This is a genomic window from Paenarthrobacter sp. CC6, assembly GCF_040560085.1.
GTDB lineage: Bacteria > Actinomycetota > Actinomycetes > Actinomycetales > Micrococcaceae > Arthrobacter > Arthrobacter nicotinovorans.
Genome location: NZ_JARDAN010000015.1, coordinates 1 through 14,349 on the forward strand (window position 1 = coordinate 1; position 14,349 = coordinate 14,349).

Annotated in this window: 14 protein-coding genes; 8 read left to right on the forward strand and 6 right to left on the reverse strand. The window is 64.5% G+C overall.

Going from position 1 to position 14,349, the window contains the following annotated elements; genetic code table 11:
• Positions 1-87: 87 nt before the first annotated feature.
• From PV760_RS14965 to PV760_RS14975, 3 genes are read right to left on the reverse strand one after another with little or no spacing between them, the layout of a single operon-like run.
• Positions 88-699 carry a TetR/AcrR family transcriptional regulator gene (locus PV760_RS14965; protein WP_039240581.1) on the reverse strand — a complete coding sequence of 204 codons (612 nt, stop codon included), beginning with the start codon at positions 697-699 and terminating at the stop codon, positions 88-90.
• Complete coding sequence (locus PV760_RS14970; protein ID WP_055977956.1) at positions 696-1,439, reverse strand: ABC transporter permease; 744 nt, start codon at positions 1,437-1,439, stop codon at positions 696-698. Before PV760_RS14970 ends, PV760_RS14965 begins: the two co-directional genes overlap by 4 nt.
• 8 nt (positions 1,440-1,447) lie before the next feature.
• On the reverse strand, positions 1,448-2,224 hold the full coding sequence (locus tag PV760_RS14975) for an ABC transporter ATP-binding protein (RefSeq protein WP_055977953.1): 777 nt from the start codon (positions 2,222-2,224) through the stop codon (positions 1,448-1,450).
• A gap of 188 nt (positions 2,225-2,412) precedes the next feature.
• Here PV760_RS14975 and PV760_RS14980 point away from each other — a divergent pair, with 188 nt between their 5' ends.
• The 3 genes from PV760_RS14980 to PV760_RS14990 all read left to right on the forward strand — a co-directional run bounded on the left by PV760_RS14980 (position 2,413) and on the right by PV760_RS14990 (position 5,456).
• Positions 2,413-2,637 carry a hypothetical protein gene (locus tag PV760_RS14980; RefSeq protein WP_018779033.1) on the forward strand — a complete coding sequence of 75 codons (225 nt, stop codon included), beginning with the start codon at positions 2,413-2,415 and terminating at the stop codon, positions 2,635-2,637.
• 216 nt (positions 2,638-2,853) lie between these two features.
• Positions 2,854-4,665, forward strand: a complete 1,812-nt coding sequence (locus PV760_RS14985; RefSeq protein ID WP_354628155.1) for a proline--tRNA ligase — start codon at positions 2,854-2,856, stop codon at positions 4,663-4,665.
• Positions 4,662-5,456, forward strand: coding sequence for a sulfite exporter TauE/SafE family protein (locus tag PV760_RS14990; RefSeq protein WP_018779035.1), 795 nt, complete (start codon positions 4,662-4,664; stop codon positions 5,454-5,456). The genes PV760_RS14985 and PV760_RS14990 overlap by 4 nt, the downstream gene beginning before the upstream one ends.
• A 43-nt stretch (positions 5,457-5,499) precedes the next feature.
• Here the strand turns inward: PV760_RS14990 and PV760_RS14995 are convergent, their stop codons facing one another.
• The 3 genes from PV760_RS14995 to PV760_RS15005 all read right to left on the reverse strand — a co-directional run bounded on the left by PV760_RS14995 (position 5,500) and on the right by PV760_RS15005 (position 8,488).
• The gene (locus tag PV760_RS14995; RefSeq protein ID WP_502921447.1) at positions 5,500-6,507 is read right to left on the reverse strand and encodes an aminoglycoside phosphotransferase family protein; all 1,008 of its coding nucleotides are present in this window, start codon (positions 6,505-6,507) and stop codon (positions 5,500-5,502) included.
• Between the two features lie 49 nt (positions 6,508-6,556).
• Positions 6,557-7,285, reverse strand: coding sequence for a VIT1/CCC1 transporter family protein (locus tag PV760_RS15000; RefSeq protein ID WP_354628157.1), 729 nt, complete (start codon positions 7,283-7,285; stop codon positions 6,557-6,559).
• Positions 7,286-7,363: 78 nt separating this feature from the next.
• Positions 7,364-8,488, reverse strand: a complete 1,125-nt coding sequence (locus tag PV760_RS15005) for a DUF4439 domain-containing protein (protein ID WP_354628158.1) — start codon at positions 8,486-8,488, stop codon at positions 7,364-7,366.
• A 105-nt stretch (positions 8,489-8,593) separates the two neighbouring features.
• Between PV760_RS15005 and rimP the strand changes: the two genes are divergently transcribed.
• From rimP to rbfA, 5 genes are all read left to right on the forward strand, one after another.
• Positions 8,594-9,205 (forward strand): ribosome maturation factor RimP, encoded by a 612-nt coding sequence (rimP, locus tag PV760_RS15010; RefSeq protein ID WP_018779039.1) that lies wholly within the window; start codon positions 8,594-8,596, stop codon positions 9,203-9,205.
• The gene (nusA, locus tag PV760_RS15015) at positions 9,205-10,185 is read left to right on the forward strand and encodes a transcription termination factor NusA (protein WP_018779040.1); all 981 of its coding nucleotides are present in this window, start codon (positions 9,205-9,207) and stop codon (positions 10,183-10,185) included. The genes rimP and nusA overlap by 1 nt, the downstream gene beginning before the upstream one ends.
• Positions 10,186-10,380: 195 nt before the next feature.
• Positions 10,381-10,722, forward strand: a complete 342-nt coding sequence (locus PV760_RS15020) for a YlxR family protein (RefSeq protein ID WP_039240583.1) — start codon at positions 10,381-10,383, stop codon at positions 10,720-10,722.
• A gap of 152 nt (positions 10,723-10,874) precedes the next feature.
• Entirely contained in the window at positions 10,875-13,730 is a 2,856-nt protein-coding gene (gene infB / locus PV760_RS15025) for a translation initiation factor IF-2 (RefSeq protein ID WP_018779042.1), read from the forward strand.
• A gap of 78 nt (positions 13,731-13,808) precedes the next feature.
• Positions 13,809-14,312 carry a 30S ribosome-binding factor RbfA gene (gene rbfA / locus PV760_RS15030; protein WP_018779043.1) on the forward strand — a complete coding sequence of 168 codons (504 nt, stop codon included), beginning with the start codon at positions 13,809-13,811 and terminating at the stop codon, positions 14,310-14,312.
• The last annotated feature ends 37 nt before the right edge of the window (positions 14,313-14,349 follow it).

Below are 14,349 nucleotides of genomic sequence, written 5' to 3' on the forward strand. Positions count from 1 at the left end.
CCCCCCCCCCCCCCCCCCAACCCCCCCCCCCCCCCCCCCCCCGCGGGGGGGCCCCCCCCCCCCCCCCCCACCCCCCACAACTGCCAGCTACTCGGGGGAGTCCAGGTTGCCTGTGAGGTAGTGCTGGATGTTCGGGGCAACCAAGCGGACCACTTCCTCGCGTGGGGCGGACGCCAGCGGCTGTAGCCGGATCACGTATCGCGCCAGCATGAGGCCCACCACTTGGGTAGCCACCAGGTTTCCGCGCAGCCGCACTTCGGCGGCGGAGCCCGGCAAGCCCCCCATGATCCGTGGCAGGACCGCCCTGCTGACCACTTCCTTCATGAGCGCCGTCTTGGCCTTGGAGCCGATGGTTCCACGGGCGAAGGCCACCATGGCGTGCTGTGCCGGGCCTTCCCAGAGCTCCAGGACGGTGCGGACAATGACTTCAGCCCTCACCTGGGGGTCAGCGTTTTCGACGTCGGACAGGACCGCCGCGGGGTCTGCCGGCAATTCGACACTTGCTGCGAACAGCTCGTCTTTGCCCTTGAAGAAGTGGTGCACCATGGCCGGATCCACGCCGGATTCGCGGGCTACCTGGCGCAGGCTTGTTCCATCGAACCCCTGCTCCGCGAAAAGCCCCCGGGCGGCAGCCAGTATGGCTTCCCTGGAGTGATCTTCCTGACTGCGTCGGCCGCGTCGTAGCTGCGGGAGGCTCATCGCGTTTGTCGCCGCAGGGTCAGCGACGCCAGGACCAATACGCCTACCACGATCGCAGCCATCACCGAGGCGTCCTGCCACATCGCCGACGTCGCCTCGGAATTGCCTGCGATCTCCTTCAGGGCGTCCACCGAGAAAGTCAGCGGCAGGACGCCCGAGATGCCGTCCAGGACCTCATTCATGTGCTCCCGCGCAACAAAGAGTCCGCACAGCAGGATCTGCGGAACAACCACTACCGGCATAAACTGCACGGCTTGGAACTCCGTCCGCGCGAACGCCGAACACAACAGGCCCAGGGCGACACCCAATACCGCGTTGATGACGGCGATCAGCACCACCAGGCCAGGGCTTCCCTTGATATCCAAGTCAAAGATCCAGTACGCCACCGCTGTGGCCACCAGGGACTGCAGGGCCGCCATGATGGAGAAGGCCAAGGCGTATCCGAACAACAGATCGGCTTTGTGGATAGGAGTGGTGAGTAACCGCTCCAAGGTCCCGGACGTGCGTTCCCGCAGCATGGTGATGGACGTCACCAGGAACATCACAACGAAGGGAAAGATCGCCAGCATCATCAGGCCCACACGGTCGAACGTGCGCGGTACCCCGGGCGGCAGGGTTTCGTTCTCATAGAGGAAGTAGACGGCCGTCAGCAGGAGGGCGGGAACAACGAGGATCATTGCCACGCTTCGGTGGTCGTGACGCAGCTGGCCCAGGACCCGGGCGGTCGTAGCCAGCGTCATCCGGAGGTTCATGATGCCACCTGGTTTTCGTGCCGGCCACGGTCCGCAGCCCGGATGATGGTCAGGAACGCCCGCTCGAGGTCCACGCTCTGGCCGCGTTCGGCAAGTTCGGCCGGCGTGAGCTGGGCGAGCAGAAGTCCTTGCCTGAGCAACAGCAAGGTGGAGCAATGGGACGCTTCCTCCATGACGTGGCTGGAGACCAGCAGGGTTGTTCCGGCTGCGGCCATGGCGGCGAACCGCTCCCACAGTTCGGCCCGAAGGACGGGATCCAGCCCCACCGTGGGCTCGTCCAGGACGAGGACTCTCGGGTGGGCCACCAGTGCGCAGGCCAACGACACCCGGCTGAACTGTCCACCTGAAAGATCGGCCGCCTTTTGCCGGGCAAGATCCCGAAGCCCGACGGCGGCAATCGCCTCGGCGGCGTCTGCCGCCGTCGCGCTGTGCATGGCGCCAAAATAGCGGACGTTCGCTTCGACGCTGAGGTCTCCATAGACGCTGGCGCCCTGGGTGACATATCCGACGTCGTGCCTGAGGGGGGCGCTGCCTGCGGCCTGTCCCAGCACGGTGATGGATCCGCGGGTGATCCGCTGGACTCCGACGATGGCGCGCATGAGCGTGGTCTTGCCGCTTCCCGAGGGGCCAAGCAGTCCTGCTACCTGCCCCGGCGCTACTGTGAAATCGAGGCCGCGGAGGACTCTGTTGCGGCCCAAGGAAACATGGAGATCCGTTGCTGCGATGGCAACGGCAGCAGCGGAGGGAGCGGCAGGTTGGGGAGTGCGCGACATGATGGCCTCACGAGCATCCGAAAATTCATCAAGTGATGAAATAACGGTAGAACTGCCGCCGATGAGTGGTCAAGGACTTTCTTCTCCATCGAAAGTACAAAAATCCTTGAAAACGTGTCGTCAATCACATAGGTTCATCCCTAACCGTGTCGTTGGGGCGCGGGTGATTATTGAGGGGAATCGTGACAATGGCAGTTGGCGTTGATCTTTCCAAGGCACTTGACAAGGCGTACGAGGACAAGACCCTGAAGGAAATTCTGGATGCATCTCCGGCCGCGTTGGCAGGTGTTACGGATGCCACGGCAAAGGCCTTGAAGGATTCCCTGGGTATCGACACCATCCGCGAGCTCGGCAGCAATAAGTTCTTCGCAGTCGCAGGCGTACTCGTCGCCCTGGAGGGCAAGACCAAGTAGTCCACGGCTAAGCCCGCGGCCGGCCGGCCGTTGAGCCACGCCATCGCAGGATGACCAGCCCACAGCGGCCAGGGGCTTCCGCTCGCGACGGCGTGGCTCTTCCGTGTGCGGGGCAATGAGGCTCCTAAGGCCGTCCGTTCAAGGCGCGAGGCCGTCAGCCGGTAGATTAGTACGCAGTTGTTTTGCCACATCTGCCAAAGAAACGGATACGTACCCGTGGTCCTTCGCCTTTCCCAGTTATTCCTGCGCACCCTGCGTGAAGATCCCGTCGACGCCGAGGTCGCCAGTCACAAGCTTCTGGTCCGCGCCGGCTATATCCGCCGTGCGGCTCCCGGGATCTACACTTGGCTCCCGCTGGGCCTGAGCGTCCTGCGCAAGGTTGAGGAAATCATCCGCCAGGAAATGTCCGCCATCGGAGCCCAGGAAGTCCACTTCCCGGCGTTGCTCCCGCGCGAACCCTACGAGGCCACCAACCGCTGGACCGAGTACGGCGAAGGCCTGTTCCGTCTCCAGGACCGTAAGGGCGCCGACTACCTCCTTGCCCCCACGCACGAAGAAATGTTCACACTGCTGGTGAAGGACCTGTACTCCTCGTACAAGGACCTGCCGCTGAGCCTGTACCAGATCCAGAACAAGTACCGTGATGAAGCACGTCCCCGCGCCGGGCTCCTCCGCGGCCGGGAATTCATCATGAAGGATTCCTACTCCTTTGACGTTGACGACGCCGGTTTGGACGCCAGTTACGCCGCCCACCGTGCCGCGTACCTGAAGATCTTCGAGCGCCTGGGCCTGGAAGTCATTCCGGTTGCCGCCACCGCCGGTGCCATGGGTGGTTCCAAGAGCGAGGAATTCCTGTTCCCCACCGAGATCGGCGAGGACACCTTCGTTCGCTCGGCCGGTGGTTACTACGCCAACGTGGAAGCCGTCACCACGGTTGTTCCGGCGGACATCGACTTCACGAACGCTCCGGCAGCCGAAGTCCTTGATACGCCGAACACGCCGACCATCGATACCCTGGTCGCGGCAGCCAACCAGCTGGCTCCGCGCAGCGAGGCCGACGGCGGCGCATGGACTGCCGCCGATACCCTCAAGAACGTGGTCCTTGCCGTGACGCTGCCCACCGGTGAGCGCCAGATCGTCGTCATCGGCGTACCGGGCGACCGGGCCGTGGACCTCAAGCGCGTGGAAGCCAACATCGGTTCCCACCTGCCGATCGCCGGTGAGATCGGCCTCGAGGCCGCCAACGAAGAGGACCTCAAGAAACTCCCATGGCTGGTCAAGGGCTACATCGGCCCTGGCCTGTCGCTGGACCAGCCTGTGCTGGGTCTTGAGGGGTCCTCCAAGGTGCTGTTCCTCGTGGATCCCCGCGTGGTTTCCGGCACCCGCTGGGTCACCGGCGCCAACGCTGAAGGCAAGCACGTCTTCGGCCTGGTGGCCGGCCGCGACTTCACCTGGGACGGCGTCATCGAAAGCACCGAAGTGCGCGCGGGCGATCCTGCGCCGGATGGCTCGGGACCCTTGGAAACCGCTCGTGGCATCGAGATGGGCCACATCTTCCAGCTTGGCCGCAAATATGCCGAAGCCCTCGACCTGAAGGTCCTGGACCAGAACGGCAAGCAGGTGGTGGTCACGATGGGTTCCTATGGCGTTGGTGTTACCCGTGCCGTGGCGGCCCTGGCTGAAGCCAACCATGACGAGCGCGGTATCGTGTGGCCGCGCTCGGTTGCTCCGGCAGACGTCCACGTGGTGGCCGTTGGCCGCGGCGACGACATCTTTGATGCTGCCGAGAAGCTCTCCATTGAACTCGAGGCCGCAGGCCTGGAGGTCATCTTCGACGACCGTCCCAAGGTTTCGCCAGGCGTGAAGTTCGGCGATGCCGAGCTCGTAGGCGTTCCCACCATCCTGGCTGTTGGCCGTGGACTCGTGGACGGCGTCGTGGAAATCAAGGACCGCCGCAGCGGTGACGCCGAGAACATCCCGGTGGACAAGGCCGTGGATTACGTGGTCAACGCCGTACGCTCCCGGTGATTTCCGGCTTCGAATCGATCCAGCTCACCACCATCATCCTGATCGTGGTGGCTGGATTCGCAGCCGGTTGGATCGATGCAGTCGTTGGTGGCGGGGGACTGATCCAGCTCCCCGCCCTTCTGCTGGTACCGGGCATCAGCCCTGTCCAAGCGCTGGCGACCAACAAAATGGGGTCCATCTTCGGGACCACCACCAGCGCGGTGACGTACTACCGCCGTGTTGGTCCGGACCTCAAGACCGCGATTCCCATGGCTGTGATTGCTTTGGCCGGAAGCTTCGGCGGCGCCATCCTGGCCGCGTCCTTGCCGGCAAGCGTCTTCAAGCCGATCATCGTGCTGGCGCTGGTCGCCGTCGCAATTTTCACCGCGATGCGTCCCAGTGCAGGTGAGCTGACGGCATTGCGCCACGATGGCCACAAACACTATGTCGTGGCCTGCCTGATCGGCGGCGTCATCGGTTTTTATGACGGCCTGATCGGCCCGGGAACGGGCTCGTTCCTGGTCATTGCCCTGGTTTCGGCCATGGGCTACGCCTTCCTTGAAGCGAGCGCCAAGGCGAAGATCGTGAATATGGCAACCAACGCAGGGGCGCTGATCTTCTTCCTGCCGCACGGCTCGCTCCTCTGGGGCGTAGGCCTGGTCCTGGGCCTCGCCAACATGGCCGGAGGCTATCTGGGTGCCAGGACAGCCGTGGCCAGGGGGAGCAAGTTCGTACGCCTCGTCTTCCTGGTGGTGGTCGCCGCGTTGATCGTCAAACTGGGCGCGGACGTCTGGAACGAGAACTTCGCCTAAGGAACCGCGGCGCAGTCCGGCCCCACACTCCGGGCTGTTCTCCTCAGCTTTCGAGTTCTCCCGGATCCGGAAGATCGTGTGCCCGGGGAAGGTTGTCCAGGGTCCGGCCCGCCATGGTGCTTGCCACCCAGAGGGACCGTGCCAGGTCACCGCCGTGTCCGGGTTTGGCTGCGTACGACAAAGCGTTTTCCACTTCGCGGGCGATGCTCCACTGCTCCGCAATCCCGGGGTCGAGACCGGCTGCGAGGCTGAAGTCATGGCATCGCTCGCGAAGGGCTGCCTCAGGATCTGCCCACGAAAGGTCCGAAAGGCGGTTCCAGAGGATCGGTGCTACGGCAAATTCGGCCTCGCCGATCTGAGGTTGGGGATCAATGGCGAGGTAGCTTCCACGCGCCTGCTGGTCTGTGGTGGTGGCGAGGATGTTCATGAAGTGCAGATCCGTGTGGACCAGCACGTCTTTACCTGAACGGCGGCCTACGGCTCCGCGGGTTTGGCACACCTCGAGGGCCGCCTCCAGCAGCCACCGGGGGAAGGGGCGGTCGAGGCGTTCCCACTCTGCGGGGAGCTCGTCGCTCCAACGCTCCGCAGTCGCGGCGATATGGTCGAAGGCCTGCCATTCACGTCCCTCGCCCGGCTGTATGGAGAGTTCCCGCACGATGCGGCCCCACGAGTCCACGGCCTGGTCCATCGGCACGTCCTGAAGCCCATGGATCGCGTCCAGCCGCTCCAACAGCATGGAGCAGCTGGCGGCGTCGGAAGCCAGGAGCCGGACGGCCCCACGCCCTTCCCAGAGTGCCAGCGCGTGCCGTTCTGCCCGTGCTTCGTCGTGCGGGAAGGCAATCTTCAGGGCGGCCGGCGCGGCACCATGCCGGCGGACGGGCACCACCAACGCGCCGTGGCCGTTCCATGGCTCGGCGCCGGGCGCCAGGTCCACAGAGAGTTCCCAGCGATCCAGGGCACCGGAGATGAGACCCGGCAGGCTGGCCAGCCAGTCCCGGCCCGCTGAGTCACGGTTATACCGGGCGTGCAGGGCGCCCGGAATAGGAATCATCGCGTGAAGGGTCACGCGAACAGCCTAACTCTGCGGGAATGGACGGCCCCTAGAAAACGCCGCTGGCGCCCAAGAGCGTTCCGATGGAGAACGTAGCGGCCAGCGCGAGCGCTCCACCCAGCACCACGCGGACCGCAGCCCGGACACGGGAAGCCCCGCCGATCCAGGCCCCAATTGCTCCTGTGATGGCCAAGGCCACAAGCACCGCAACGAACGTCAGCGGTACGCGCATCTCCGCGGGCGGAAGAAGGATTGCCAGCATCGGGAGCACTGCCCCCAAGGTGAACGCCACAGCGGAGGCCAAAGCGGCATTCCAGGGGCTCACGATGTCGTTTTCGTGAATGTTCAGCTCGGCGGACAGGTGGGCAGCCAAAGCATCGTGCTCGGTCAGTTCTTCGGCGACAGTCCTGGCCGTCTTGGCGCTCAGCCCCTTGGACTCGTAGATCGCGGCGAGCTCGTTAAGTTCGTCTTCGGGTTGCTCGGCGAGTTCCCGGCGTTCCTTCTCGATCAGGGCCTTCTGGGTGTCGCTCTGGCTGCTGACGGAAACGTACTCGCCCAGGGCCATGGAGATTGCACCACCCACCAAACCCGCTGTTCCGGCAGCCAGGATGCTGCCCGTGTTGGTAGTGGCACCCGCCACGCCCACCACGATCGCGGCGACCGACACGATTCCGTCATTGGCGCCCAGCACCCCGGCCCGCAACCAGTTCAGCCGGTGTGCCAAATCGTCCCGGTGCGGTTCATTCTCATGAGTGGTGGCAGTTTCCGTTGAAGCCATGTTCCTAGCCAAGCACCCGGCGACGACGTTGGCCAGCATGGCTAGGCTCGCCTATCCACCCCGCGCCCGTGCGGTCGCTTATCCGCCGGTGGATGCCTGGGCGCGGGAGGAAACAGCGCCTGGAGTGGGCAGGGAAGGCAAGGTATCGGCGTCGAGCTTGAGTCCAGGCAGTGCGGGAAGGGAGGCACCCCAGGCGACGCTCCTGCGGGCCGCCGCCAGAAGGCCGTCCACGGCCCACCCGCGGGTCTCACCGGTGGACAAGGCCACCAAGTCCCCGAAGCCCGGCAAGGACGACGTTTCCAAGGCGGCGAGGGCCGTGGCGGGATCCTGCGCAAACAGCTCCGGAAGCTGATAGCCGGCCGTTGTGGCTGGGACGTCCCCGCAATTGGCACGGGTCAGCGCTTCTGCCTGCCGAAGCAAAAGGACGTGCACTTCCAAACCCCTTGTCGCAGCGGTGCCGGCACTGTTCTCCAGCCTTTTCAGGGCGACCTGGTAGGCGTACACCGCTTCTTGTTGTGAACGGACTGCCGCAGCAAGCGCAGCATCGGTAGTTGCCGACGAGGGCTCCGGTGTGGGGCTGACTGAGGGACAGGATGCCGCGGTTGGCGTCGCCGCCGGAACCGTCGAAGCAAGCGGTGTCTTGCTGTCCGCCGGCGGCTCCACGGGCAACGGTAATTGCCACTGGGCAGCAAGTGTCTCAGCGTGGAGCAGTTGGGCGGTGCCGACGGAGGCCAGCAGGCGGGCAATCCCGCCGTCGGCTTCCCGTGCAGCCGCAAGGCGTTTCCGGCCGCTCAGAGCGAGCTCTTCAACCAGGGAAGCGCGTGTTGCCGGTGCGACTGATGCGGTTTTCGTAGCTGGTGTGGCCTGGAGAGTGGGATGGGTGGCAGCTGCGCCGGTAGCATCTTCCGGAACCATCAGTGCCCGCGCGTGGGTTGTCAGCAATGTCACAAGACCGCCAAGGCCCGGGTTTTTGGCGTCCTTCCCCTCGGCTTCCGCGAGGGCTTGGGCTGCTTCGAGCAAAGCCGCGGCCTCTTTCGCGGCATCAGTGCGGGCAGCTTCGGAGAACGAAACGGGCGGAGGAGTCCCGGAATCGCGCGGAATCAGCACCATCCCGGTGCCAGCCACCAGCAAAGCCACCACGGCAACCAGCAGAACCCTGCCCCATGCTGGTGTTCGTCGTTTTTCGCTTGTTTGCCCGTTCACAACACACCATGGTGTCACGCGGGCAGGCAACTCCGTGCACCATGTTCCCGGGATAATCGTTAGGCTAGTAGTCACAACAACATCTATCGGGAGGCGGCGGGCAACGTGAGTGACTCGGAAGCCACGACTTCAACAGACCGTTCTGAATCGAACTCAACGGCCACCATCCACAACCCGGAAGAGAGCAGGCTCAAGGCGCTGCTCGAACCGGCTGTCCTCGCCAGCAGGCTCTACCTCGAGGATGTTTCCATCCACGTTGCCGGAAAACACCGCACCGTCCACGTCGTCGTGGACCTTCCCCAGGAAGAAACCGGCGGTGTCAGCCTTGACGCCATTGCGGAGGTTTCCCGGGGCCTGTCGGATATTCTGGACAACGATCCCCATGATGACGGACGTCCCTACGACCTCGAGGTTTCCTCGCCGGGAGTGGGACGCCCCCTGACCGAACCCCGTCACTGGCACCGCGCCCGTGGCCGAATGGTGCGGGTCAACGTCATCCAGGGAGACAACCTGCTGGGACGAATCACCTCCGTCGGTGACAACGACGTGACGATCATTCCCGAGCACGAAGTCAAGAAGGGCATGAAGCCCAAGCAGGGCGACCCCATCACTATTCCTTTCGACAGGATCCGCCATGGAAAAGTCGAGATTGAATTCAGCCACCTCCACGAGGCTGCGCTGGAAGACGAGCACAACGGACCTTCCGAGGAGGCCTAATGGATATTGACATGAGCGCACTGAGACTCCTGGAGCGTGAGCGTGAAATCCCGCTGGATCTCCTGATTCCGACCATCGAGCAGGCCTTGTTGGTGGCGTACCACAAGACCCCCGGCGCCTTTGAGAAGGCCCGCGCCGAGCTGGACCGCAAGAGCGGACACGTGACCATCTGGGCCACCGAGATTGACGACGACGGCGAGCCCATCGGCGAGTTCGAAGACACCCCGGCCGGCTTTGGACGCATCGCAGCAAGCACTGCGCGCCAGATCATCCTGCAGCGCCTCCGTGACGTTGAGGACGACAACGTGCTGGGCGAATTCAAGGGCCGTGAGGGTGAGCTCGTTGCCGGAATGATCCAGCAGGGCAACAACCCCCACATGATCCAGGTCAACCTCGGAACCGTGGAAGCCCTGCTTCCCCCGCCCGAACAGGTTCCCGGTGAAAAGTACCTGCACGGAAGCCGCCTGCGTGCCTTCGTCGTGGACGTCCACCGCGGCGCCAAGGGTCCCTCCATCACCCTTTCCCGGTCGCATCCCGGCCTGGTCCGCAAGCTCTTCGAAATGGAAGTTCCGGAGATCGCGGACCACTCCGTTGAGATCGTGGCGCTGGCCCGTGAAGCCGGCCACCGCACCAAGATCGCAGTGAAAGCGAACATCCCGGGCGTCAACGCCAAGGGGGCCTGCATCGGTGAAATGGGCTCCCGCGTCCGCGCGGTCATGACTGAGCTGAACGACGAGAAGATCGACATCGTGGACTTCAGCGAGGACCCGGCAACGTTCATCGCGAACTCGCTGTCGCCGTCGCGGGTGAATTCGGTCACAATCACCGACGAGGCGACCCGGTCGGCCCGCGTGGTCGTGCCGGACTACCAGCTTTCGCTGGCGATCGGCAAAGAAGGCCAGAACGCCCGGCTCGCAGCCAAGCTGACTGGATGGCGGATCGATATCGTTTCGGACGCAGCCCCGGCGAAATCCGAATAGCGGCAGAACCGACGGCTTCGGCCGCCGGTTTCGCGCCGCCCTCCCGGCGCTCCTGGTTTCAGGAGTCAGGGGCCGGGGGGCTAGACTAGATGGAACCGGGCTTACGTCCGGTATCCGCGCGCTTTGGCGTGCCTCAGCTGCATCTGCAGGACCGGGGCCGCCGGCGCCAGTAACGTAAGGCAGGTTGGACACGTCGTGGCTGAACTGCTTGAACACGGCCAGGGGCCTGTTCGCACGTGCATCGGATGCCGGAAGCAAGGCTCCCGGTCCGAGCTTGTCCGGCTGGTCGCCCAAGGCAGCGGTTCATCCGCTGTCCTCGTCGATGTTCGACGCCGGATGGCCGGCAGGGGTGCGTGGCTGCACCCCAACGAAAAGTGCCTGGCATTGGCGATCAAGCGTCGCGCTTTCGGAAGGGCCCTTGCGGGCGCTACCGAAACGGACGCCGTCGAACGCTACCTGATGCCGGGTACGCCACTTGTGGAGGCCCCGGCAGCCGCAGGAAAACCGTCCAAACCTGAAAGCGGGTCAGAAAACTGATGGAAACCCGATGAGTTCCCAGCGATGAGTGCGTAACGATGACAACTTTGTTGCGCTCTGCAATGGGCCTTTCAATCGCGCAAGCGGCGAAGGCCCGCAGTAAGAAGTAGACGGTTCGTGCCTGGCTCGGTGCGGACCGAGACAGGAGAAATGTGGCCAAGGTCCGCGTACATGAGCTCGCCAAAGAGCTCGGTATTACTTCCAAAGATGCAGTAACCAAACTGCAGGAATTGGGCGAATTCGTTCGCTCCGCCTCTTCCACCATTGAGGCCCCCGTCGTGAAGAAGCTTCGCGACGCCTACCCGGGTGCCGGTGCTGCAAAGTCCGCCGCTCCCGCTGCCGCTCCGGCGGCAACCCGTCCAGCAGCAGCATCCCGTCCGGCTGCCCCGGCTCCGGGCCCTGCAGCGCCGAAGGCTCCGGCCCCGGCACCCGCAGCTCCCGCTCCGGCAGCTCCGGCTCCCGCGGCTCCGGCAGCCCCCGCTGCTCCCGCCGCATCCACCCCGGTTTCGGCAAAGCCCGGTGCCCGTCCTGCTCCCAAGGCAGAAACTCCGGCTCCGGCACGCCAAGGCGGCCAGGCTCCCCGTCCGGGCGGTCCCCGTCCCGGCAACAACCCGTTTGCCACGTCGCAGGGCATGCCCCGCGGCCGTGGTGGCGATGGCGATCGTCCGCCGCGTCCGGGCAACAACCCGTTCGCACCGTCGCAGGGCATGCCCCGCGGTGAACGCCGCAATGACGGCGAACGCCCCGGTGGCCCGCGTCCCGCAGCCGGTGCAGGCGGTCCCCGTCCCGCAGCAGGTACCGGTGGACCCCGTCCGGGTGCTCCGCGTCCCGGCGCACCCCGTCCGGGCGCTCCGCGTCCTGCCGGCGGCCCCGGTGGCGGAAACCGTCCGACTCCGGGCATGATGCCCAACCGCACTGAGCGTCCGGCTCCGGGTGGCGCAGGCCGTCCCGGTGGCGCTGGTCGTCCGGGTGGCGGACCGGGTCGTCCCGGTGGCGCTCCAGGTTCGGGCACTGGCGGCGGAGCTCCCGCCGGCGGTGGCTTCGGCAAGGGTGGCCGCGGTCGCGGTGGCACCCAGGGTGCCTTCGGCAAGGGCGGCGCCGGTCGTGGCAAGCAGCGCAAGTCGAAGCGTGCAAAGCGCCAGGAACTGGAGCAGATGAGTGCTCCGTCGCTGGGCGGCGTATCAGTACCCCGCGGTGACGGTGAGACCATCATCCGCCTGCGTCGTGGTTCGTCCATCACGGACTTCGCCGAGAAGATCGACGCGAACCCCGCATCGCTGGTAACCGTGCTGTTCCACCTTGGTGAGATGGCTACGGCTACGCAGTCCCTCGACGAGGACACCTTTGGCTTGCTTGGCGCCGAACTTGGCTACAAGCTCCAGGTTGTTTCGCCGGAAGACGAAGAGCGTGAGCTTCTGGACCAGTTCGACATCAACATCCAGGACGAACTCGACGCCGAAGGCGACGACGTCCTTGAGCCCCGCGCACCGGTTGTCACGGTCATGGGTCACGTTGACCACGGTAAGACCCGTCTGTTGGACGCCATCCGCAACTCCAACGTTGTGGCCGGCGAGCACGGTGGCATCACCCAGCACATCGGTGCCTACCAGATCAGCCACGTCCACGAGGGCACTGCCCGCGACATCACCTTCATTGACACCCCCGGTCACGAGGCCTTCACGGCCATGCGTGCCCGTGGTGCCAAGGTCACCGACATCGCGATCCTGGTTGTTGCAGCCGACGACGGCGTTATGCCGCAGACGGTGGAAGCGCTCAACCACGCACAGGCAGCAAACGTGCCGATCGTCGTCGCGGTGAACAAGATCGACAAGGAAGGCGCCAACCCTGACAAGGTCAAGGGCCAGCTGACCGAGTACGGCTTGGTTCCCGAAGAATACGGTGGCGACACCATGTTCGTTGAGGTCTCCGCACGCCAGAACCTCAACATCGACGAACTGATCGACGCAGTCCTGCTGACGGCCGATGCCGCCCTGGACCTGCGTGCCAACCCGGACAAGGACGCTCGAGGCATTGCCATCGAAGCGAACCTGGACAAGGGCCGCGGTGCTGTTGCTACCGTCCTGGTCCAGTCCGGCACCTTGGCTGTCGGAGACACGATCGTTGCCGGTACGGCCCACGGCCGTGTCCGTGCCATGTTCGACGAGAACGGTGAGGCACTCGATGTCGCACTGCCGTCCCGCCCCGTCCAGGTCCTGGGTCTGTCCAACGTGCCGCGTGCAGGTGACACCTTCCTGGTGACCCCTGACGAGCGTACGGCCCGCCAGATCGCTGAGAAGCGTGAAGCTGCCGACCGCAACGCGGCCCTGGCCAAGCGTCGCAAGCGCATCAGCCTGGAAGACTTCGACCAGGCCGTTGCCGAAGGCAAGATCGACACCCTCAACCTCATCCTCAAGGGTGACGTATCCGGTGCCGTGGAAGCCCTCGAAGACGCCTTGCTCAAGATCGACGTTGGAGACGACGACGTTCAGCTCCGTGTCATCCACCGCGGTGTGGGTGCCATCACGCAGAACGACGTCAACCTGGCAACAGTGGACAACGCCATCATCATCGGCTTCAACGTCAAGCCCGCCGAGCGTGTGGCTGAACTGGCTGACCGTGAAGGCGTGGACATGCGCTTCTACTCCGTCATCTACGCAGCAATCGATGACATTGAGATGGCTCTCAAGGGCATGCTCAAGCCGGAGTACGAAGAAGTCCAGCTCGGTACTGCCGAGGTCCGCGAAGTCTTCCGTTCTTCCAAGTTCGGCAACATCGCAGGTTCGATCGTCCGCTCGGGCATCATCCGCCGTAACTCGAAGGCCCGTGTCACCCGCGACGGCAAGATCATCGGTGACAACCTCACCGTTGAGACGCTCAAGCGCTTCAAGGATGACGCCACTGAAGTCCGTACGGACTTCGAGTGTGGTATCGGTCTTGGTTCCTTCAATGACATCAGCGAAGGCGACATCATCGAGACCTTCGAAATGCGCGAGAAGCCGCGCGTCTAGGTTCCGCATGGAACGGGTCCGTCGGGTAGCCCCGGCGGACCCGTTCCGTTCCCCGTTTCTACTTTCCAGGAGGAAGTCATGGCTGATCCCGCACGCGCTGCCAAGCTGGCACAGCGGATCAAGGTGGTCGTCGCCGAGGCCCTCGGGCGCCGGGTCAAGGATCCGCGCGTCGAGTCCATCACGGTCACCGACGCCCGCGTCACCAACGACCTTCAGCACGCCACCATCTACTACACCGTCTTTGGCGATGAAGTCGCGCACGCTGATGCCGCGCGGGCTTTGGAGAAGGCAAAGGGTGTGCTGCGCCAGGAGGTTGGCCGCAATATCACAGTGAGGCTCACTCCGACCCTCGAATTCGTGGCGGACCAGATCCCGGTCAACGCCTCGAACCTCGAGGAACTGCTGCGTGAAGCCAAGCGTCGCGACGCCGAGGTAGCCGCACTGGCTGCCAGCGCCAAGCACGCCGGCGAAGCAGACCCGTACAAGGGCGACGCCCCGGAGGATATCGACGAGGACGATTTCGACGAAGAGAACACCGACCTCTCCGGCGACAACGAGCTCGACGAAGACGCCAACCGCTAGTACCTCAAGTTTTTGTACATCTCATGCCCCTAAGACT